14 protein-coding genes are annotated in these 23539 nt (G+C 57.7%); 5 read left to right on the plus strand and 9 right to left on the minus strand.

The features are described 5' to 3' along the window. The first annotated feature begins 203 nt into the window (after positions 1-203). Entirely contained in the window at positions 204-1709 is a 1506-nt protein-coding gene (locus DKK75_RS07745; RefSeq protein ID WP_110452854.1) for an amino acid permease, read from the plus strand. A 222-nt stretch (positions 1710-1931) separates the two neighbouring features. Here the strand turns inward: DKK75_RS07745 and DKK75_RS07750 are convergent, their stop codons facing one another. From DKK75_RS07750 to fbaA, 9 genes are all read right to left on the minus strand, one after another. Continuing rightward, complete coding sequence (locus tag DKK75_RS07750; protein WP_181414520.1) at positions 1932-7733, minus strand: discoidin domain-containing protein; 5802 nt, start codon at positions 7731-7733, stop codon at positions 1932-1934. A gap of 564 nt (positions 7734-8297) precedes the next feature. Then, positions 8298-8990 (minus strand): helix-turn-helix transcriptional regulator, encoded by a 693-nt coding sequence (locus DKK75_RS07755; protein WP_110452856.1) that lies wholly within the window; start codon positions 8988-8990, stop codon positions 8298-8300. A 111-nt stretch (positions 8991-9101) separates the two neighbouring features. Beyond that, the gene (locus DKK75_RS07760; RefSeq protein WP_110452857.1) at positions 9102-10451 is read right to left on the minus strand and encodes a D-serine ammonia-lyase; all 1350 of its coding nucleotides are present in this window, start codon (positions 10449-10451) and stop codon (positions 9102-9104) included. Positions 10452-10505: 54 nt separating this feature from the next. Continuing rightward, entirely contained in the window at positions 10506-11852 is a 1347-nt protein-coding gene (locus tag DKK75_RS07765; RefSeq protein WP_110452858.1) for a GntT/GntP/DsdX family permease, read from the minus strand. Positions 11853-12017: 165 nt separating this feature from the next. Then, on the minus strand, positions 12018-13067 hold the full coding sequence (gene ilvC, locus DKK75_RS07770) for a ketol-acid reductoisomerase (protein ID WP_110452859.1): 1050 nt from the start codon (positions 13065-13067) through the stop codon (positions 12018-12020). Between the two features lie 264 nt (positions 13068-13331). Further along, on the minus strand, positions 13332-14693 hold the full coding sequence (locus tag DKK75_RS07775; RefSeq protein WP_110452860.1) for an MFS transporter: 1362 nt from the start codon (positions 14691-14693) through the stop codon (positions 13332-13334). Between the two features lie 299 nt (positions 14694-14992). Further along, a complete protein-coding gene (locus tag DKK75_RS07780; protein WP_110452861.1) occupies positions 14993-15961 on the minus strand; it encodes an FAD:protein FMN transferase in 969 nt (322 codons plus the stop codon). Positions 15962-15970: 9 nt separating this feature from the next. After that, complete coding sequence (locus tag DKK75_RS07785; protein WP_110452862.1) at positions 15971-17272, minus strand: adenylosuccinate synthase; 1302 nt, start codon at positions 17270-17272, stop codon at positions 15971-15973. Positions 17273-17454: 182 nt separating this feature from the next. Continuing rightward, a complete protein-coding gene (fbaA, locus tag DKK75_RS07790; protein ID WP_110452863.1) occupies positions 17455-18519 on the minus strand; it encodes a class II fructose-bisphosphate aldolase in 1065 nt (354 codons plus the stop codon). A gap of 273 nt (positions 18520-18792) precedes the next feature. Here fbaA and DKK75_RS07795 point away from each other — a divergent pair, with 273 nt between their 5' ends. The 4 genes from DKK75_RS07795 (at position 18793) to DKK75_RS07810 (ending at position 23500) form a co-directional block, all read left to right on the plus strand. Then, positions 18793-19785: a nucleoside hydrolase gene (locus tag DKK75_RS07795; protein WP_110452864.1), complete on the plus strand. Its 993-nt coding sequence runs from the start codon at positions 18793-18795 to the stop codon at positions 19783-19785. 13 nt (positions 19786-19798) lie between these two features. Then, positions 19799-21208 (plus strand): MFS transporter, encoded by a 1410-nt coding sequence (locus tag DKK75_RS07800; protein ID WP_110452865.1) that lies wholly within the window; start codon positions 19799-19801, stop codon positions 21206-21208. An 832-nt stretch (positions 21209-22040) separates the two neighbouring features. Further along, entirely contained in the window at positions 22041-22622 is a 582-nt protein-coding gene (gene dcd, locus DKK75_RS07805; RefSeq protein ID WP_024627087.1) for a dCTP deaminase, read from the plus strand. A gap of 107 nt (positions 22623-22729) precedes the next feature. Then, the gene (locus DKK75_RS07810) at positions 22730-23500 is read left to right on the plus strand and encodes a carboxymuconolactone decarboxylase family protein (protein WP_110452866.1); all 771 of its coding nucleotides are present in this window, start codon (positions 22730-22732) and stop codon (positions 23498-23500) included. Positions 23501-23539 lie beyond the last annotated feature (39 nt).

Raw genomic sequence — 23539 nt, forward strand, 5'->3', positions numbered from 1 at the left:
AGATTTGCCAGCTACCATGACACATGGTGACCATGGAAGCCGAAAGGCCGCATCAATGGCATAGACTCCCTAAGCGTTCAAGGACCGGCTCAAGGACCCGGCCATATTGAATCTTTCCGGCATCCAGTCGGCATATCAGAAATCGCAATTTCAGCACGACCCCGGACTCCCCGGTGCGTCGCCCAGCCAAAAGGAGGAGGATCATGACGCAGAACACCAGCAATGCAGCGTCGAACATCAATCAATCCGACCGGGCCGGGCAAGAGCATCATGGCTACGGCAGCGTCAAGCGCAACCTCAAGACCCGCCACATCTCCATGATCGCCCTAGGTGGCTGCATCGGCACCGGACTGTTCATGACCTCCGGCTCCACCATCTCAGCTGCGGGCCCCGGTGGAGGACTTCTGGCCTACATAGCCATGGGCGTCATGGTCTACTTCCTGATGACCAGCCTGGGCGAGCTGGCCACACACCTTCCGGTGTCGGGATCCTTCGCCGCCTACAGCGCCCGCTACGTGGATCCGGCCCTGGGCTTTGCCATGGGCTGGGACTACTGGCTGAACTGGACCATCTCGGGTGCCGTGGACATCTCCACCGCCGCCCTGCTGATCCAGTACTGGCTGCCCAACACCCCAGGATGGATCTGGAGCCTGCTGGTTCTGGTCATCGTCTTCCTGATCAACGCCCTGACGGTCTCCGCCTTCGGAGAGACCGAGTTCTGGCTCTCCCTGATCAAGGTGGCTACCATCATCGTCTTTTTGGTCATCGGCATGGCCATGATCTGCGGAATCATGTTCCAGCCAGCGGTCGGCCTGAAGAACTTCACCTACAAGGATGCTCCATTCGTGGGAGGATTCCCAGCCATCATGAGCGTCTTCCTGATCGCCGGCTATTCCTTCCAAGGCACCGAGGTAGTGGGCGTGACCGCCGGAGAATCCGAAAACCCCGGCAAGGCGGTCCCCAAGGCCATCAACGATGTCTTCTGGCGGATCCTGCTCTTCTATGTGCTCTCCATCTTCGTCATCGCCGCCCTGATCCCCTACACCAGCCCCAACCTTTTGGGAGCCTCTGACGGGGACATCGCCATGTCGCCTTTCACCCTGGTCTTCCAGCGGGCCGGCCTGGCCTCGGCAGCCAGCGTCATGAACGCGGTGGTGCTGACATCCATCCTCTCGGCCGTCAACACCGGGGCCTATGCATCCAGCCGCATGCTCTACGGACTGGCCAAGGACCACTATGCTCCGGCCATCTTCGCCAAGACCACCAAGAGGGGCATCCCCCTGGCGGCCCTGGTAGCCACGGTCTGCATGTCCCTGGCCACCTTCGCCTCCAGCATCTTCGGGCAGTCCTTCTACATGTGGCTGGTGACTGCCACTGGACTGACCGGGTTCATCGCCTGGATCGGCATCGCCCTGAGCCACTTCCGCTTCCGGAGGGCCTTCAAGCTCCAAGGGCACGACCTGAGCGAGCTCAAGTATCACTCCAAGCTCTACCCTCTGGGCCCGGTCCTGGCCATGGTGCTCTGCGTCATCGTCATTGCCGGACAGGACATCCCCTCCCTGCTCAGCCTGAACTGGTCGCACATGGCCATGACCTACTTCAGCGTGGTTCTGGTCCTGGTCCTCTATTTGGGCTTCAAGTTCGTCAACCACACCAAGATCGTGCGTCTCAAGGACATGGACGTGTCCGGCGCCGAATCCGCCCGCTGAAGCAGCGGGCACAAAGGACACCTTTGAAGGGCCGCGTTCGGCATAAATAAGCAATGCTCCCGCCCAGATGGAATCGACCATCTGGGCGGGAGCACCGCCATGCCGGGGACACAGATCCCGTGTTCCAGCTGCTTCAGCTACTTCATCCGGGTCTGCCTTTCACTGGAACATGCAAGGCGATCCATCCGTGGGGCACGGGGATTGATATACCGAGCGAGCAGTTCACCGCTGCCTTTTCCTCCGAATCCACAGGAGCGCCAAGGCTCCCATCAACAGCAAAGCGGCAGCAGACAGCGCAAGTACAAGGACGGCGACACCTGTGGAGGTCAATGTTCCGGTTTTCCCTTCAGCCTGCTTCTGAATATCAGCTACCTGACGAAGCAAGCCTTCGAGTTCACTGATAGCTGCATCAACCTGCGCCTGCGTAGCAGCCGGGTCAGTCATCACCTTCCGTGCCCCTGCCACAGCCCGTGCAAGACGCTCAGACAGTTCAGGAGAGCCTGCTACAGGCTGCAACTTTCCTGCCTGGTCGAGGACCGCCTTAAGACGACTCTTATCGACCTTCGCGGAACCATGGCCATCTGGATTCAAAGCCTGCAAAGATGCCTGCGCCTGCACCAAATCGAGCACTGCTCGATCCACCTGATCCTGAGTCGCGTTTTCATCGGCCAAAACACCTTTAGCTCGGCCTAGCGCTTTGGAAAATGCCTGCCATGACTGAGTGGTATAAGCCTTCTCCTGCAAAGTATCAGCCCTATTGACGGCTTCTTGCAGCGTTCGTTTATTGGTGGCAGGTCTCACCGAGGCTTTGCTCTTCAACCCTTTGATGGCTTGTTGCAAAGATGCCGTGGCAGCATCGACCGCAGCCTGTTCTGCTTCCGGATCAAGCTGAATACCCCGTGCCTTGTCAAGAGCAGTGCGAAGTGCAGCTGCCGTGTCCTCCGTATAATCACTCTGTTTGATTGAGCCTGCCTGATTGATCACCTCAGTCAGATGCTCTTTATCTGCGCGTTTCTTCAAAGCCTGCTGTGCAGCCGCAAGCTTATTGAACGCATCATCGACATCTTTCTGCGTCGCCTTTGCCTCATCCAGCACTGTTCGAGCGCCTTTCAAAGCTGAACTGAAGTCACCCCAGGTCCCTGGCGTGTAGTCTTCCTCGTGGAGGGCGGATGCTTCCTTGACTAGATTTGTAAGATTGGTCTTGTCGACTTTCTCTGCCTGGTCCGGAGCATGCACCTGCCATTCCGCTACGGCAACGCCAAAGGTTCCTGTGCCTTGATGAGGGTCCAGGACCAGGCGCAATTTATCAGTGTATACAGGGGTGAATTCGGCAGTGCTCCAACCGCCATGATCCGTGGCATGATGCCCCGGGTCATTGCGCACTGTGGCATAACGGGCATTCTCCACATCCCGGAATTTCCCATTCTCATCCAGATATTGGATCTTCCAATTCCTGGGAATTTCCAATCCGCCTTTACTGTCATTGACAGTACGGAAATTAGCCCAGAACTGCACTCTGCTGGAGTCGATGGTGATTTTATGCGGCCATTCGTATTCAGCATACATTCCATCAACCGCCGCTCCCCAGGATCCCCATACTTTGGCATTGACATCAGCATCATCCTCTGATGGCCAAGTGTCATCAATGAGTATGCCATCATTGAGCTTGCCTTGTGCAGGTGACCAGGATGCTTCAGCGCTGACCGATGAGGTCGCGGACTTTTCAACCCATCCCACTTCTTTTTGGTACCGATCTACAACATGAACAGTCAACTTGGCGCGCGTTCCTGCGGCGACATCAGGCACTGCTCCTTCAACCGAATAGTCGCCAGGACGCTGCAAATCAATGGCCGCCACCTGTTGGGCATCCCAAGTCACCGGCAGTCCGCTTTTGTGAACGCCGTTGTTGTAGATGCCTGTAACTGTGGAAGGCAGACGCAGAAGGGTCCTATCGCTCCCTGTATACACCGTCTGCTCACTTGACTCGATACCGTTGATAAAGGGACTGTGCAGGTCAGATCGGACCCATACCGTCGCTGTCGATTTCTGAGAGGCGCCGATCACGGTGCCAGTCAGCTTGAACTCTCCTTCTGCAGACACCATATCTTTCGTTACCTCAGGCCAAAGCACGGTCAGATTCCTTCGCCAGCCTCCGCCATAAGCCACTTCTACATTTGTCGGCAACTGCGGCACGTGGCCAATTTCAGTAGGCAAATCCAGGTCCGGCACAGTCAGCGGATCCTCCGCATAGGTTTCGAACTCACTGACTCCGACAATGGCGCCCTTGGGGAATACAGCTCGAATCCCATCGGTATCGACCTGATCAAAAAGCACGGTATTGGGCCCATCCTTATCGACACCGTAAACCGAGCCAGGCCGCAACTGTACATCCTTCCAGTTCCCGGAGGCCGCGTCATGGTATTGCAGCTTCCACGAACGAACCATGGGCACACCGCCATTGTCGGTCCAGAAATACAGCGAAGCCTTGCTAAGGGGGACGTGCCCGGGCCACTGCAACTGCAGCCACGGCTCCTCTCCAGTATGAGGATCCCCCCAATTGTTCCAGCTGAGATTAGGCGTGCCGCCATCGTTGGACGTATTGCCATCATTGACTACCTTGACATTCCCGCTCGGAAGGTAGCTATTGGTGTAGCTGGCTGTAGCCTTGGCCTGAGGAGCCGTATTGAATAGACCGTCTGATGGGATTCCATGGACCCGTACATCCGCATGGCCATTCTTCTGCCCATCCGATGCAGTCAGTCGTAAGACATAATCCCCTTCCAAATTGAACTTGACCGTTGTGGACGGCGAGGAAGGATCGGCGAATGTCGCCTTTCCCGGGCCGGAAACCTGGGCCCAATTCGTCGTAAGCCGACCGAAAGGCATACCATCATCCTTGACGACTCCGGATAGCTGTGCACCCTGCGAGCCGATTTTTGACACATAGGCCTGCACAGAAGGCGGCTGGTTCTCTGTTGTAGGTGCGGTGATGCCAGTATGGTAGGCCTCAATCTCTTTCAAACCAGTACGCGCACCAGGTGCATGCGTGAATGTGACCCTCAGCTTTCTGGCTTGTATTGCGGGGAATCTGATCAGGTTGTAATTGGCCTCGGGCACATTGGGTGATCGATATTGTTGCTCGACCTGCTTCCACTGACCCGTTGCGTCCTGATACTCCAACCGGTACAGAGTGGGTTCCGCATATCCCTGAACGGTAAAGTTCGCCGCTGTCTTATAAAAATAGAGACGGATCTCATCAATAGTCAGCTGCTTTGCCAGACTCACTTCTAGAGAATCGACCGAGTTCGGCGAACCAGCAGTCCCCCAGAAGGGTTCATTGATGGTGCTACCATCCACGGCGGCACTCGCTGGCTGATTCGGAGCCTCAAAGCTGGCTTTGACCTGGGCCCCACGAGCCAGATCGGTACGGTCAATTGCTCTGGGATCAATGTTGCGGCCCGCCTTGGCGAAGATGTCAGTCACACGCGAATCAGCGGAATAGGTGACATTTTTGGCCTCTGCCAACGATTCGCGATCGAAAACGACCAGGGTTGCGGATGAATCTGCCTGATCACCCAACCGGGCCTTTCCTGTATGCGCATCATAAAGAACATGCGTCAATTTGTCCGAAGTCATGACTCTCCGCCCTGAAAGATAGAGGGAGAATCCTGCCGGCCCGTGATAATGACTGCCGTCCCGATCCCAAACGATTGTCATATCCTGCCCGTGGTAGCTCAGATTGTTGATCGTGAAATAGTTCCAACCTGGTATGGCTATAGGGTTCAGCTCGATTGTGGAATCCTGCCTAGGCACCAGACCTGCAACATCCTCGATCAAAGTCCAGTTCGTGGTTCCAAGCTGGGTGTGATGAATCCACGACCTATAGTCGATTCGCCCGCCATGTTCAGCGGTCGCCGTGTTCCAGAATTCATTTTGATCAGGATACCGGTTATCGCCGCCTTGATAGTGTGCGAAAGCATTCCAATACAGCAGTTTTTTGAACATTTCCTTGCTGATGTACCCCTTGTCGGAAGCATGATACCGACGAATGCCTTGCGCATAAATACGGAACAGGGGCACAGAATTGATCACGGAGAAATTGTTGGAGTAAGTTTTCCCCGGGTTGGCTTCAGCTCTGGCCTTGACGTCCTCTTGATTAGCGGTATAGAAGGGGAAGACAGGGAACTCATCGGCATCGGCGAACAGCCTCAGGGCACGTTCATAATCATCCTTGTAGTCGGCCTCCCCCTGAGCCGGCATCAGCCCAGCTGCGTATGGATAATAGTTGTTGTTCTCTTTCCACTTGGCGAATTGACCGTTGTGTTCCCCGATGAACTTGTGCTGAATGAGTTTGGTATCTGGATTCCAAAGCTGTTCAAGGATCTGCGAGCGGATCTCATCCGCGGTACGCGACATCGCCTCCGCGCCTTCACTGTTGCCCGCTGTGGCAAACGCCTCCGAAGCAGCCTTGGCGTTCGCCCAGACCCAAGCGCTTTCAGCCCTATCCATGGGTTCGCGTTCGTGCTCAAAGAAAGAGACAGCATCAGAATCATTGCCGGTCATGGAAGCCCAGTCCCAGTCGATAAGCTTGTTGCCGTTGCGATTGAAGGATGAATTCTTAGCCCCTATTAGAGCATTGACATCATTGCGCCCATAGGTCCCTATCGCTGAGGCAATATCGGCAGGGCCTCCATGCACCTTGAAGGATTCCCAGGCTGCATCGGTTATATATTGCGTGTAGCTGTTATTCCAGCTCGTTCCACCCGGGTTATCGACATATTGCCGGCTTTTGGATGTCTCGCCAGCCGCTACCCACGAGCCGTAAGCATATGTGGGATCACGAAGATACTTCAAATCATTGATGAACATGCACGTGGTCAGCACAATGGAATTGTTGTATCCGAGCACTCCTTCAATAGCTGCAGGGAACTGGTAGGTATTGCCCGGCATATTAGCATCAATGAAATTGAAACGGCTAAGCCACCACCGGTAGAAGACCGTCTTATCGATATTTGGTTCAGGCGTCTCAATATAGGGGATATTATCGGCCCACCATTTGTTATACGCGGTGACGTGAGCCTTATAGGCTTCTTCAGGCGATTCAGAACGGATGCGGCCATACTCTTGCTTGGAGGAAGGAAGCTCATCGGCAAGCAGCCCAAGCTGGAGTTTCCCGGTCTGCTCGCTGTTGGAGGAAAGGTGCAGATCAGCAGCAAGATGGCCATTCTCAGGACGCATGCCACTGCCCGAAAAGCGTGGATAGACAGTGGTCAAATCGCGGTTTGTCTTAACCACTCCAGTCAGCTCATCCCCATCTTCAACACTGGCAAGCGGCGATGTGGCGCGCAAAGTCACATCGTTCGCTCCGCCCTTGTTGATAATTCGGTATTGAGCGACAAGCACGTTTTCATTAGTGATGTACTTGACCAATTCCACGGATAGGGACGGATCATCCGTCTCAAAGCTGCCTCGCCAATAACTAGGGGTCTGCTTCCGCTTATCAGCAACCTCATGAACAGCCAGCTTTTGTTGTCCTTTATAAAAATCAACGGTAAAAGCGCCCTTGCTGCTGATCGTGTCCTTGTAGGCTATCTCGCCTCCAAACCCGAATACCGATGGTTCATGAGTACGCATATAAGCAGCTCGGCCGCGAGAAAATAGATACTGATTGGTATCTGCACCCTCGTAGGCATAGGTTCCGGCATCGTTGGTCCCCTTGCCGGTCGGCTGGTCGCCTTTTCTGGTGAGAATCCGATCAATCCAAAAATCATGATTAGTGTCTGTCCCCGCCCCCTGGGAAAGATCCTTGTCAAAGACCTTCGCAAGATAGCCAGCAGAGGGATCATAGGCCTGTCCGCTGGCTGGAATCGGATTATCCACACCTTCGAAATGGGGGTACCCGATCTCTGCATTCGCGCTGGAATACTCACTAGCAGACGCAGGCAGCACTCCGCCAGTGGCAAGCGTCGCCACTGCGGCAAAGGCGACCACCAGGGAGGCCAAGCCTTGAGATAATTTATACATACCATGTTCCTTTCGGGCGCATTTGCCGTCAAGCCATGTAGCAATCCACATCACTGTGAAAGAGCACAGCCCGTTGCCCAGCAATTTACCAAGCACAAAACAGCAAATGGCATTGATCTTGAAGCATCGAATTCAGTGTAAATCAGAGAATGCGCTTTCGCAAATCTAATATAGGATTTATTAACTTTGTTTTCGCGTTTTCGCTTTTTTATTTTCCTCGTATTACTTCCCTGTCGCCACACATGGACCGTCAAACATGCTGGCACTCATTGCTCCGCCTGATAACTGGCATCACCGACAGTGGCAGGCCCCAAGCGCTGAAACAATCAGGCCTTATTCGACCTCTCAAATGGTGGAGAGGGATAACCGAATCCCTGCGACAGCCTCGTTTGCAACTTTCCGCACAAACAATACGAGGCCGGGTTATCCCCTAACAATAGGCGCGCAGCGCTGCCGCACCCATGCTGACACCACGAGCATCCTGTACGGACCTGCCATTACACAAGCCGCTGGCTACATATTTCAAGATTCATATAAGGTCAATCGAGACACAAGGACGAGCCATTACACCATCCGAAGGTATCTATAGGCCGTGGACTCCGAGATGGACAGCAGCCTGGCAACCTTCGCCACCGAACCCTTGATGTTGAAACAACCCTGGTCATTCAACCGCCGTATCGCATCAAGTCGCTGTTCAGGACTCAATTGATCAATCCTCGCCCCTGCCTCGACGCAGGTTTGATCGATTACCTGTTCTATGACATCGTCCGCTGAAGCTACCAGGTTCTCTTCCTGCTGCTCGGTGTCATTATGGTCAGACACTGGGAAGTACATATCCTTCAACTGTTCGACCATATGCTCGATAGCCAGCAATGGCGTTTGATCGCTGTTAATACACAGTGCTCCGACAATCTTTCCTCGATGTCTTATCAGGTACGTGGAGGAGACAAGCAGGTTCTTGTTGGTGGAAGACCTTCCCCGGTATCCAACCACGTAATCACTGCCATCAGGTGTCCCATCGCGCACGAGATGAAGCAAAAAATCGGTCGCCGGAGAACCGACTTCCCGAGAAGACACCTGACCATTAGCTATAGCAATGATCGAGTTCTTCGTATTGGCAACATCATGCAACACCACTTCGGTTCTCGGCCCTAAAACCTCACCAAGGAAATTGACCAAAGGAATATACTGCTTCAGATATTGAGCATCATCTGCCGAATCAGACTCCTGATCGACTGTCCTGGCATTATGCACCATACGCGTTCACCCCATCGCATCTGTATACAACCGTATTTCACGCATGTCTGCCCAGGTCAGAGGGTGGCCTCCCAAAACGCTGGCACACTCCGACCTGTTACGGCAGTAGTTCTAAAGTAGACTCTCTCCTTTGGCGATATAGGCGGACATCTCATCCCGGGGCACCATAGACCCGCCAGTGCACCACGCTATATGCGTCGCCCTGGCCATAGAAGCATCATCCAACCCGATCTTTCTGATGTACTCCCCGCCGCTCAGGACTCGCCATGGTCCCACAAATCCGGCAGCAGCCGAAGGCTCGATATTTATGCCTGATGCATCATGAAGACTGGCCTCAATACGGAAGAGCTCATCATCATCTATGGTGAGGAAACCGTCCACTAGACCTTGCATGGCCTTGCCCACGAATCGAGACGGGCGTCCACAGGCCAGACCATCAGCTGCAGTCACATTATCGATTCCAAAGTCCTGAACGCTTACCTTATCGTGCAGACCAGTGTATGTGCCCAAGAACATGGATGGGCAATGGGTCGGCTCAGCAAAGATGCAGTGCACAGCATCACCGAAGACCGTCTTGAGCCCAAAAGCCACACCGCCAGGAGAGCCACCAACCCCACAGGGCAGGTAGACAAAGAGAGGATTATCCTGGTCCACTCGAACATCATAGGTGCGCAACTGGCCCGCCAGACGCCTTCCGGCTACGGCATAGCCCAGAAAGAGGGTGGTGGAATTTTCGTCATCGATGAAGTAAGCCATGGGATCGGACTGGGCCTCTTTCCTGCCAGATGCAACTGCGACCGAATAGTCCGATTGATACTCATAGACATGAACGCCATTGGCGCGAAGCTTGTCCTTTTTCCATTGTCGTGCATCCGCCGACATATGCACACTGGCATCAAAGCCCAGAGCTGCACTCATGATGCCGATGGACAGCCCCAAGTTGCCGGTCGAACCGACTGCGATCTTATACTGGCTGAAGAATTTCTTCATAGCGGGCGTCGCCAGCTTGCGATAATCATCATCGACAGTCAACAGTCCGGCATCAATGGCCAGGTCCTCAGCATGCTTAAGCACCTCGTAGATGCCGCCTCGCGCCTTAATGGATCCGCTGATAGGCAATTCACTGTCCAACTTAGCCCACAACTGTCCCGGCAACTGTTGACCATATCGATTGCCCAGCGCTGCAGCCAAGCCCGGAACCGCGACAAGCGGCGATTCTATGATCCCCATGGAACTCGCTGTGGCCGGGAACAGCGCCATAATTAGCGGTGCAAACCTCTTCAATCGATCTGCAGCGTCGTCAACATCCGTGACCGTCAGGCCCACGCGCTCAATTCCATCCTTTGCAGGCAAAACCTGATCATTGAACCAGGTCGTTTCTTGCTCCTGCATCAGTTCCTTCAAGAGCGGCAGGTCACTGGTCCATTGCGCAGCCGTTTTTCCGTGTATCAATTCATTCATGATTCGACTCCTTTTTATTCTCGCCAAGCCGTTGTCGTTTCTCGGCCAATCAAGTTAAACGACCAGACTCAGCAGCAAAGTAACTCCTAGAGCTATAACGGATGTGATCGATGTGCCGACTGTCAGTGTCTTGTAAGCCTGTGGAACACTTATATGCAAATATTCCTTGACCATCCAGAACAGAGAATCGGTCACATGCGTCAGCCCAATGGCGCCGGCTCCAATAGCCAGAGCCAGAATCGCAGGCGAAAGGCCGGGATTGGCCGCCAGCATGGGCAGCACGATGCCAGCAGCGCTGATCATGGCCACGGTGGCAGAACCGACAGCAAAATGCAGTATCAAAGCTATGAGCCAGGCCAGAATGATAGGACTGACCGGCAAATGGGAGAAGGCCTTGGCCAGACCAGGCGCAACTCCCGAAGCCGTCAGCACCGCATTGAAAGCTCCTCCGGCACCGATGATCAGCAGAATTCCACCGATCGGGCCAAAGGAACCGTCAGTTATTTCTTGCAACTGCTTCAACCCGAACCCCTTGTTTAGCCCGAGGGACCAATAAGCAAACAGGAGAGCAATGGTCAAGGCCGAGATCGGATTTCCGATGACATTGATCCACTTCATCGCCAGAATGTCACTCGGCAGCATCCGTGCGGATATGGTTCTGGTCACCATGATCAACAGAGGCAGAAGAATAGTAAGCAAGGTGATGCCAAAACCAGGAAGCTTCTTCTCGCTCTCTTCATCAAAAGAACCCATACCGCCTTCTTCGTCCTTTATCAGAGCAGGGTCATGTGCCGGTATGGCAAAATGCGCAAACAAGACTCCGCCGACTAGAACGGAAGGGACCGCAACGCACAAACCCAGTAAAATCACTGTCCCAATATCGGCATGCAAGGTCCCTGCGATTGCCGTAGCAGCCGGATGAGGCGGAAGAATGCAGTGCACCACCATCAAAGAAGTAGCCAAGGGAATGCCGATTTTGAGCCGTGATATGCCCGCCTCTTTAGCTACCACAAAGACCAAGGGCACCAGAAGAACAAAACCGACCTCAACAAAAACCGGTATCCCGCAAATTAAGCCAAGCAAGGCCATGATGATTGTTGCGTGCTGTTTGCCGAACACACGCAGCATGGTCTGGGCCAACCGTTGGGCCCCGCCCGAGACCTCCAGCAATTTGCCCAGAACAGCCCCGAATCCAATGATCAGTGTAAGAAATCCGAGGGTATCCCCAACACCCTTTTCTATAGTATCGATGATTTTATCCAGAGGCACCCGGGTAACAAACGCCACAAAGAAGGCCGCAATCAACAGAGCGAGCGATGGATGCATCCGGACCTTGACGATCAGCAGCACAATTAGAGCTATGGCAATCAATAAGACCACCAAAAGCGGACCAGTATCCATGACAACTCCTTTGTTTTCAGAACACTAAGTAAAGAAAATTTTACCGTTGTAACTATTTATTGTCAAACATAGCAGCAAATCGCTCTTGAAATATATCGGCATCAGGTCAAAAAAATCGCCGCCACATGGACGGCGATTCGCAAGAGGCCATAGGCCTCCTAGAGGTCACTGCACCTGGGAGCGGGCGATCTTGCCAGTGAAGGACTGGGCCTCATCGGCATCCTTGACGTCCTTGTTCCAGGAGAACATGGCGCGCAGCTTGGGGCCGACCTCCTCGATCTTCTCGTGGGAGTACTTCTCCTGGAGTTCCTTGAACTTAGGGGCGCCGGCATCCTGGTCGTCGATGAACTCCTTGGCGAAGGAGCCGTCCTGAATGCGCTGCAGCTGGTGGCGCATCCTGTCCTTGGTGGACTCGTCAACCACGGTGGAGGTGAAATCACCGTACTGAGCGGTGTCGGAGCAGGACCAGCGAGCCTTGTTCAGGCCGCCTTCGTTCATCAGATCAACCAGCATCTTGAGTTCGTGGCAGACCTCGAAGTAGGCGATCTCCGGCTGGTAGCCAGCCTCCGTCAGCACCTCGAAGCCGGCCTCGACCAGATGGTTGACGCCGCCCATAAGCACATCCTGCTCACCAAAGAGGTCGGTCTCGGTCTCTTCCTTGAAGGTGGTCTTGATGGCGCCGGCGCGCAGAGCGCCCAGAGCCTTGGCGTAGGCCAGGGTGATGTCCCAGGCATCGCCGCGCGGATCCTGCTCCACGGCCACCACCACGGGCACGCCACGGCCAGCGACATACTCACGACGGACGATATGGCCCGGGCCCTTGGGGGCCACCATGAAGACAGGATGGTCGGCGCTGGGCTTGATGTAGCCGTAATGGATGTTGAACCCGTGGGCGAAGGCGACCGCCGCACCCTCCTTGATGTTGGGCTCGATGTCGTCCCGCCAGATGTTGCGCTGGTACTGGTCGGGGGCCAGAATCATGACGATGTCGGCCTCTTTGGTGGCTTCGGGCACGGTCTTGACCTCCAGGCCCTGCTCCTTGGCGAAGGGCACCGACTTGGAATTGGCACGCAGGCCAACCACCACATCCACACCGGAATCACGCAGGTTCAGCGCATGAGCATGTCCCTGGGAACCGTAGCCGATGATGGCCACTTTCTTGCCTTGCAGAACCGAGAGGTCCCCATCCTTCTCATACCAGATCTGTGCTGCCATTATCTACACTCCTTTATGTGCGGTCCAACCGGACCGGCTCTTCCAGGCCGGGGAACGCAAAATACTGTGAATTCCTGTCGTTGTTCCAGGCGGACGATGCTCTTTCGACCGAGGCGACGGATTTTGTCCTTGACCCCGATCCGTACCCTTTGGGTACGGTATGCCTCCAACCATACTCGTGATATGGCCAGATGGACTGTCCGCAATTCGTTGTTCGGACACCAGCGCGATTGGAGGAACCGGCCGGCGGGATGCATCCAGGGCTTACTTGGCGAAGTCCACATCCTTGGTTTCGTGGCAGGTCAGCACTGCCACCAGGCAGCAGACCGCCATAACGGCCAGGTAGAGCCCGACCGAGCGCACTCCCCAGTGGGAGGAGAGCCAGGTGGCGATGGTGGGCACGAAGGCCGCGCCCACGATGGCCGCCAAGTTGTAGCCGATGCCGGAGCCCGAATAGCGCACGTTGGCGTCGAAGAGCTCCGGCAGGAAGGCGCCTATGGGCCCGAAGGCGATGCCCATCAGGGCGAACCCGACGCAGAGGAAGACCATGACCTGGAAGGTGTTGTGATGGGCCATGAGCAGGTAGGGGAAGACCAGGCTGAAGACCACCAGCATGACGGAGCTGCCGATCAGCACCCGACGACGGCCGATGCGGTCCGCATAGACGCAGGCCAGCACGATGAAGAGGGCGAAGACCAGGATGGAGACCATGAGCATAAGCAGATACTCCTGGTTGCTGAAGCCCAGTCCGCCGCCGCCCTGGGACTTGGGCTTGGTGCCGTAGGCCAGGGACCAGGTGGCCAGGGTATAGAAGAGGGTGTAGGTGACTGCGACCAGGAAGGTGGCCTGGAGCACCTGTCGCCAGCTCTTGCGGAAGACCTCCAGCAGAGGGGTCTTGACAACCTTCTGCTGATCCAGGGCCATCTGGAAGATGGGGGTCTCCTGCATGGAGACGCGCACAGCCAGCCCTACGACCACCAGGATGGCGGAGAGCAGGAAGGGCACACGCCAGCCCCAGCTCAGCATCTGCTCGGGGGTGCAGAACATCTCCAGCAGGAAGTAGGTTCCATTGGCCAGGAAGAAGCCAATGGGAGCGCCCAGCTCAGGGAATGAGCCGTAGAGCGCCCTCTTGCCTTCCGGAGCGTTCTCAGTGGCCACCAGAGCCGCACCGGACCACTCGCCGCCCAGGCCTATTCCCTGGATGAATCGGCACAGGCAGAGGACCACCACGGCCCAGAGCCCCCAGGAGGCATAGGTGGGCAGGACGCCGATCAGGACTGTGGAGCAACCCATGGTCAGCAGGGAGACCACCAGCGTGGTCTTGCGTCCCTGGCGGTCCCCGAAGTGTCCGAAGATCAAGGATCCCAGTGGCCGCGCGATGAAAGCGATGGCGAATGTCAGCAGGGAGGCCAGCAAGGCCACGGTCGGATCGGTCTTGGGGAAGAAGAGCTTGGGGAAATAGTTGGCCGAAGCCGTCCCGTAAGCGTAGAAATCGTAGAACTCGATGGCCGTGCCGACCATGGAGGCCCCGATGACTGTGCGAACCGAGCTGCGGGTCACACGGGTGCGGCCGGACACGGAGGTTGCCGGGGCCGGGGAAGCAACACTGACGTCGTTTGCCGTCATCACTTCATCTCATCTCCTTATAGAAAAACCCCGCTGTCAGCAGGGTCTGATGCGATGAAGCCTATGCTCGTCCAGCCCCGCCTTCCGACGGGGTCGAACAATGAAGATTGCCGAGTCAGTCCGCCGGTGAGGACGGGCTAATAATTCGTGCGGACACGGTGCCGAATCGGCGGGTGTCTGTCAAGCTGGTCATCACGGCGAACCTCCCTTCATCATCCTCGAATCGGATGCGTTCTCTGTGCATCCGCATTGATGCCGACCATAGGCCTGACCTCAGTCGGTCCAGCGAGACTGGTCCACTATGTGGACGGGTGGATGTTGGAGTCAATGAAGAACCGTCCCGGAAATTCGTCGGAGATCACGGCCTGACGGTCGGCATACATCAGCGCACAGGAGAAGGAAAATCCTGCGGCCAGCGAATCCGGCGGCACCAGAAAGAGGGCTGTGGCCAGACCATCAGCCAGGCCCGTGGGGTGTCCGTTATCGTTTTCGCCGGCCACCACCCAGGAGGCCAGCACACGGTCAACCGGACGACCATCGATGGCATCCAGAATGTGGTGAAGCGCCGTCAGCCCTGCCGCGGCCGCATCCTCGGAGCGATCGGTCCAATGGCGGCGACTGGGTGCCGAGGCGCACAAGGAGCCACGGGACAGCTCGATCCGACCCACGCCTGCAGACAGATCGCTGGGATCCTCCATGGCGATGGAGACCAGGCGAGAGGTACGCATACGCATGTCGCCACCGGCATCGATCAGATACTCCTCGACCCGAGGTTCAAGCAGATCGGCAATCAGATCCACCAGATAGCCCTTGCCGACTGCCCCGAAATCAAGGCTGACCGGACCGGCAGTCATAAGGACAGTACCCTGACGCCTGAGGTCATTGCCCCAGGTCGGCCGCCCATGGATACGTCCCAAATGACCGGCGGCATGGGCCTGCAGCCGGAAGGTGGGCTGCCTGCCGTAGCCTAGACGGGTCAGATCCTCGCCCACCATGGGGTCCAAGGCCCCGTCGGTGGCGGAATACAGCCTGTCATATAAGTCAAAAAGCCCCTGGCAGTAGTCAGGAAAGACGAACCTGCCCCCGTGAGAAGCCTGGGCCATTTGCGCAGGTATGGCATCCTGCCTGAACCGCGACAGGGCACGCTCGTAATCCTCGATCAGATCGGCAATGGCCCCGTGCAGCCGTTCTCCCAAAGGCCGATCCGTGGAGATGATAATTCCCGTGCCGACCGCCCCAGGGAAGGCGGTCAGGCAGGGCAGAGCCATGGAACTCCCTCAGCCGATCAGCGAGTGGATCTGTACGATCTGATCGCGGCCCGGACCAGAACCAACGGCAGAAATACGACAGCCGGACAGATCTTCCAGGCGGTGGATGTAGTCCTTGGCCTTGGTCGGGAACTCCCCGAAGCTCTTGGCGCCGGAGATATCCTCGCGCCAGCCCGGCAGCTCCTCGTATACCGGCTGAGCTGATTGGAACTCGGCCTGGTCCACGGGCATCTGATCCACCCTGACGCGGGAGCCGTCGGACCGGGTGATGTCGTAGCCCACGCAGACCGGGATGGTCTCCAGACCGGAGAGAACATCCAACTTGGTCAGCACGATGTCGGTCAAGCCGTTGACCTGCACTGCATAGCGGCTGACCAGCGCATCGAACCAGCCGCAGCGGCGGGAGCGACCAGTGGTCACCCCATACTCGTGGCCCTGACGGCGCAGCCATTCGCCCTGCTCATTGTCCAGCTCCGTGGGGAAGGGCCCCTCTCCCACGCGGGTCACATAGGCCTTGGCCACGCCAACCACCCGGTCGATCTTGGTCGGGCCCACGCCAGTGCCGGTGCAGGCGCCCCCGGCCGTGCAGTTGGATGAGGTGACAAAGGGGTAGGTGCCGTGATCCACGTCCAGCATGGTGGCCTGCCCCCCCTCGAAGAGGACGTTCTTGCCTTGTTCCAGAGCCTGGTTGAGCATTAATGAGGTATTGGCCACGTAGGGCTTGAGCCGCTCGGCGTATCCCGCCAGCTCTTCAACGGTGGCTTCCACCTCAATGGCCCGGCGGTTGTAGAGCTTGACCAGCATCTGGTTCTTCTGATGCAGACTGGCCTCCACCTTGTCGCGCAGATGGTCGACATTGAACAGATCATGCACACGAATGCCCACACGGTTGATCTTGTCGGCATAGGCCGGGCCGATTCCGCGGCCTGTCGTGCCGATCCTATGCTTGCCCAGGAAGCGCTCGGTCACCTTATCCAGCGTCCGATGGTAGGGGGCGATGACGTGCGCGGACTCGCTGATCCTCAACCGGCTGCAATCAACGCCGCGGGACTGGAGTCCATCGATCTCTTCGAAGAGGGCGGCTGGATCCACCACGACGCCGTTGCCGATGACCGGGGTGATGGCCGGGTGAATGATCCCCGAAGGCAGGAGGTGGAGGGCGTACTCCTGGTCACCCACGACCACGGTATGGCCGGCATTGTTGCCCCCGTTGAACCTGGCGACGTAGTCCATGTGCTCGCCGATCAGATCCGTTGCCTTGCCCTTGCCCTCGTCGCCCCACTGGGCCCCCACGATCACGATTCCAGGCATACGATGCTCCTTATCCACTGGTCGCCATCCAAGGAAACGACGGCAGACCATCCATAGATGAGCCTAACCCTACGCATGGAGCGGAAGACGAACCGATCCAGGCATCATAAGAGCCGAACAGACTCAGCTGCCGATCGTGGCTTCCCTGCCCGCATGACCCTCCTCGGACGGAAAGTTGTCAATCATCTCATGGCACGTCCCGCGCTGCCCAGCTGCTGGCAGGCTTCGACTACACGCGCCGCCATCGCGTCCTCGGCCTGGCGTCCCCAGGAACGAGGGTCGTACTCGCTCTTGTCCCCAACCTCCCCGTCCACCTTGAGGACCTTGTCGTAATTGACGAACATGTGCCCGGCCACGGCTCTGGTGAAGGCGTACTGGGTGTCGGTGTCCACATTCATCTTGACCACGCCATGAGCGACGGCCGAGGCGATCTCTTCCGGCTGCGAGCCAGAGCCCCCGTGGAAGACCAAAAGAAAGGGCTTGTCGGCAGGGGCGCCCGGGGCGGGGATGCCGCTGACCCGTCCATCGGATATGGCTCTGGCTGTTCTGTCCTGGATCTGCCCCAGCAGGTCAGGCCTCAGTTTGACCACGCCGGGCTTATAGGACCCATGCACGTTGCCAAAGGTAAAGGCCACCATGTAGCGGCCGCGCTCGCCCAGCCCCAGTGCATCAACCACCTTGGGCCCGTCATCGGGCGAGGAATAGAGCCGCTGATCGATAGCAGCCGAGTGGCCGTCCTCCTCGCCGCCGACTGTGCCCACTTCGATCTCCAGAATGGTGTGGGCAGCGCGGGACAGCTCCAGCAGCTCAGCAGCCGCAGCCAGATTCTTCCGCAGGGGCAGGCCGGAACCGTCCCACATATGTGACTGGAAGAGCGGATCCTGACCGTGGGCCACCTGGTCCTTCTCGTAGACCAGCAGGGGCCGCACCCACTCGTCCAGGTATTGCGGGGCGCAGTGGTCCGTATGCAGGGCCACAGTGATGCTTGGATATCGGGCGATCACCTCGTGGGCGAATCCAGCAAAGGCAATGGAGCCAACCACTCGGTCAGCCAGGCGCTGTCCGGACAGGTAGGCAGCACCTCCCACGGAGACCTGAATGATCCCGTCAGACTGTGCTTCGTCCAGCCCCTGCAGGGCCGCATTCAGGGTCTGAGTACTGGTCACATTGATGGCGGGATAGGCGTAGGACCCCCGTCTGGCCGCGTCAAGCATCGCCGTATACCGTTCCGGAGTCGCTAAAGTCATACCCTCATTATCGTCGGCTGCAAGGAAAAGCGGCCGACAATCCGCAGCCGCAGACATCACCGATGGATTCGCAGGTCTCTGCTCTGATGGCGAACACCCCACGACGCACTTTGACAAGACCTCAAGTCGCATGTATTTTAGCTCCGTACAGTTTGATAAAACGTTACATCAAACAGGTTGTTTGTTTCACGGCAGTAACGAATCAGCCCAGGGAAGGCACGACATAGGTAACAGAGGGTTGGGGCAGCCCATTCTTCTGGGAAGGAGACCAACGTGTCAGCAAGCAAGGGAACCGTCCGCAAGATCATCCTGGATCTGGACACTGGCATCGATGACACACTGGCTCTGTCCTACGTTCTGGGCTCCCCGGATGCCGAACTGATCGGAATCACCGGCACCTACGGCAATGTAGTGCTCGACCGGGGCGTCGACAACGATCTGCGGCTGCTGGCCATGTACGGCAGGGAGGACATCCCGGTCTTCAAGGGGATCGATCACCCCAGCACAGCCGACTCCTTCAGCGTTCCGCCGGACTCCGAGATCTTCCACGGGGCCAACGGCACCGGAAATGTCGAGATCCCCGCGCAGACCGACCGGCAGGCCAGCCAGCAGAGCTCAGTGGACTTCATCATCGACGCGGTTCGCCGTTACCCGAAGGGCGAGCTGGTCGTGGTGCCTACCGGCGCTCTGACCACCATTGCTGCAGCCCTGGAGCAGGCCCCCGACATCGTCGACCGCATCAGCATTGTCATGATGGGCGGCACTTTGACCCAGCCGGGCAATGTGGGTCCCTTCGCGGAAGCCAACATCAACCAGGATCCCGAAGCCGCCAACCGGGTCTTCGCCACTGCCGCAGACATCACCATGGTTGGCCTGGACGTGACCACCCAGGCTCTAATGAGCCGCAAGGACACTGAGGCCCTGCGCGCCACAGGCACCAGCGCCGGGCGCTTCCTGGCAGACATGACCGACTACTACATCGACATCAGCGAAAAGGAGAGCGGGGTCTACCTGGGCGGCTGCAACCTGCACGACCCTCTGGCCGCTGCCGTAGCCATCGACCCCAGCCTGGTCACCACCTTCGCCACCAATCTGATGGTCGAGACCGAGGGGCCGCAGCGGGCCCGTACCATCGGCAACCCCAGCAGACTTCTGGACCCGGTCAAGAACACCAAGGTGGCCCTGTCGGTCGACACCGAGCGGTTCACCCGGCGCTTCATGGACAGGCTTCTGACCCTGGTGAGCAAGACCGAGAGCGAACGATAGGAGGACGGCAGTCATGAGCGAATCCATCACCACCGGGGCTACCGAAGCGGCCATGGACGAGAACCGCCGCAGCACCAAGCGGGCCCTGCCGGCGCTGCTGGCCATCTTCCTGCTGGGCACCCTGATGATCCAAGCCTTCAACCTGGTCTTCCAGAATGTGGGCGACTCCCTAGGGATGTCCGCCAACGCCTCGCTGATCAGCACCCTGCCCGGGATCGTCCTGGGCGTGGTCTGCATGCTCTACGGAACCCTCTGCGACTACATCTCCCCCAGGAAGATGACTCTGTTCGGAGTGGGTGCCTTGATCATCGGCAGCCTCTTGGGCTTCTTCGGCTCATCGAACTTCTGGGCCGTCGTCCTGGCCCGCATGATCCAGACCGCAGGCGGTCAGGTGGCCGGATCAGTCTTTCTGGTCATGGCCATGAAGTACCTGAGCGACAAGGAGCGCGCCTTCTACCTAGGCATCTTCAACGCCGTCTACTACGCATCCTCCGCCGTGGGCATCTTCGCTGGCGGACTGATCACCTCCATCGATTGGCGCTACCTTTTCCTGGTGCCGCTGGTCTCCATTCTTTTGATCCCCCCGGTGCTGAAGTACACGCCGGACACCGGCATCAAGGGCGAGCGCATCGATGTCTTCGGCATCGCCCTGTTCGCGCTGATAGCCGGATTCGTGGCCGTCTACTTCTCCTTCCCGGCCACCTGGATGCTGGGGGTGCTGGCCGTCCTGATCCTGATCTTCGCCGGTTACGTCTGGAAGGGCGCCAACCCCTTCCTGAGCCGCGGATTCGTGACCAACGGCGCCTACATGGCTGTCCTCCTGGCCCTCTTCGTCTTCTACTTCTTCAACTTCGCCTGCGTGCCCATCTACAACGTGATTGGCGACCGCATCTACGGGATCTCCCTGAGCCAGGTCTCCCTCTGCCTGACCATCGTCTACATCGTGGCCACTCTGGTCGGCTGCCTGTCCGGCGCCATCATGAACGCCATGGGACGCCTGCCCATGCTGATCCTGTCAGCCCTGCTCATGATCGTCGGAGCGGCCGGTTCGGCCCTGATGCTCACCTCGGGCTTCTGGGTCCTGACCGCCTTGGCCTCGGTCTTCATCGCCGGCATCACCATGTCCTACACGCCCCTCTACGACTCCTTCTCGGCCACCCTGCCAGTGGACCAGAACGGACGCGGCATCGGCATCGGGGATCTGATGATGAACACCTCAGCCTCCATCGGGATGGCTGTATACAGCGGACTCATGGCCAATCCACAATTCGGGTCGCATGCTTTGGCAGGCGTCAAGACCGGCATCCAGGCCCAGGCGGCCAACATGTTCTGGGTCATGGCGCTGGCCGCCCTGCTGGCCCTGATCATCGTGGCCGTTTTCCACAAGGCCATGTCAGCCAAGGCTCCCCAGGAGCAAGGCTGATGTGACTGACACATACTTGGTCGGATGACCGCATGGCCTGGTCCGCTCTTCCCGGCTTTGGGGATGAGTCAGACCCAGGCCTGGCATCCGGCCGCTCGAACCGGGGAGGAAGCGGAGTTCGGACAGCTTTCGGCAATGTGTAGTCCCCCTCTTCCCTCAGCCGCCGAAAGCGAGAAGACCGCTCCCTCCCCCCGGTGGAGAACCCCCGTCATAGCCATAACTGGCGGGGGTTCTTCCATACCTTCAGCCCCAGCCTTCATGCTTTGCCTATGGTTCAGACCATGGATCGGAGCACAGCCTATGGAGATGTTCGAGTAGAGGGACCAGGGAATACAGCTGCACGGAATTTTCGCTCCCATCTTCAAGATCCGTCGGCCCTGGATCTTGAATCCAAGACAGGGAGCAGTTCAAGGGAGCTGAACCCGGTTTGGCCAAGCATCGAACGACTGATGGACTTGCAAGCGCCTGACTGCCCTGTCATGGCATTGACGAACGCAAATCCAGCCGCTGGCGGCAAGGGGTTTCACAAGAAATATTCGCAGACCAGTATGCACTCCAGAACAAAGAGAACCCGACGGTGCGTGAACACCGCCGGGCGAGAGAGAAGAAAGGGAAATCAGTTGTCGGACGGGGGTCAGCCGCCCGTTCGGTTTTTGTGCCGACACTTATAGTAAAGAACGCCTACCTTATGAGGACGATAGTGTTATCTGAAAATTCTCTGTGAATTCAGCAGGATCGGACGGCGGGCACAGGGCCGATTAGACTGGATTGCGGATGGTCTTCCGCCTGCCGAGAGACCTGCCGCCAACGACTCTGAAGGAGATACCTAGGCATGCTGCTCAGCGATCATGACATCCTGGATGCCCACCAGGCAGGACACCTGAATTTGGACCCGTGGACGCCGGCCATGGTCCAGCCCTCGAGCGTGGACGTACGACTGGACCGCTACTTCCGAGTCTTCAACAACCATCAGTACACCTATGTGGATCCCGCAGAGGACCAGGGTGCATTGACCGAGCAGTTCGAAGTGCCCAAAGACGAGCCTTGGATTCTGCACCCCGGCGAGTTCGTCCTGGGATCCACCTGGGAGTACGTCAAGCTGGACTCGACGCTGGCCGCGCGGCTGGAAGGCAAGAGCTCTCTAGGCCGTCTGGGCATTCTGACCCACTCCACCGCCGGATTCGTCGATCCCGGCTTTGAAGGTCACATCACTCTGGAGCTGTCCAACGTAAGCACGCTGCCGGTCAAGCTCTGGCCAGGCATGAAGATCGGCCAGATGTGCTTCTTCCAGCTCTCCTCACCCGCCCAGTACCCCTATGGTTCCAAGCACAACGGATCCCACTACCAGGGCCAGCGCGGACCGACCCCGTCCCGCTCCTACGTCAACTTCTACAAGGCCGACGTCTCGGACTGACTGCCCACAGCCATATCCACCGTCTCCTTGACTTCGAGCACACTTCAAGAGGTATAGCTGAATCTGCCGGAATGACCCGGACAAGATGACGGCAAGGAGATCAACCCATGGCAATCAAACAGACGGCGGGCCACGATCAGCTCGGCCGGTTCGCACCACAATTCGCCCATCTCAATGATGATGTGCTCTTCGGCCAGGTCTGGTCACGCGAGGATGAGCTTTCGGCCCGGGACCGCAGCATGATCACCTGCGCGGGCCTAATGAGCATGGGGCTCTTTCCCCAGTTGAAGAGCCATATGGTCATGGCCAAGAGCAATGGCGTCACTCGCGCTCAAATGGTGGCGCTGATCACCCATCTAGCCTTCTATGCGGGATGGCCCAAGGCATGGTCGGCTTTCGCCCTGGCCAAGGAAGTCTACGGCGAGGGCGACCGTGACGACAAGAGCCAGGACAAGGCTGCGACCGCAGCTGAATCCAGGACCGAGCCGGATTCAGGACCCTATCCCTTGGGAGATTCAGCTGACGGACCCAATTTCAGCGGCCATGTCTGGCTGCACCGCCTAACTGATCCGGACGCGGAATGCTCAGCCGGCAATGTGACCTTCGCACCTGGGTGCGTCAACCGCTGGCATACCCACCCGCATGGCCAGCTTCTGATCGTCACCGCCGGGCAGGGGTGGGAGCAGGAGGAGGGCCATCAGCCCCGCAGGCTGAAGCCCGGCGACGTGATCTTCTGCCCGGCAGGCGTCAGGCATTGGCATGGGGCCTCGGGCCGGTCATCCATGGCCCACATCGCCATCACTCCGGTCTCGAAGGGACAGCCCCCTGCCGAATGGATGGAGTTCCCAGACCCTGACCAGGTAGCCGCTCTGGGGTGACCCGCGCGCCGATCCACGCAGCCTGATCTGCACAAGTAC

Source organism: Bifidobacterium asteroides (assembly GCF_003202695.1).
Taxonomy (GTDB): Bacteria; Actinomycetota; Actinomycetes; order Actinomycetales; family Bifidobacteriaceae; genus Bombiscardovia; species Bombiscardovia asteroides_G.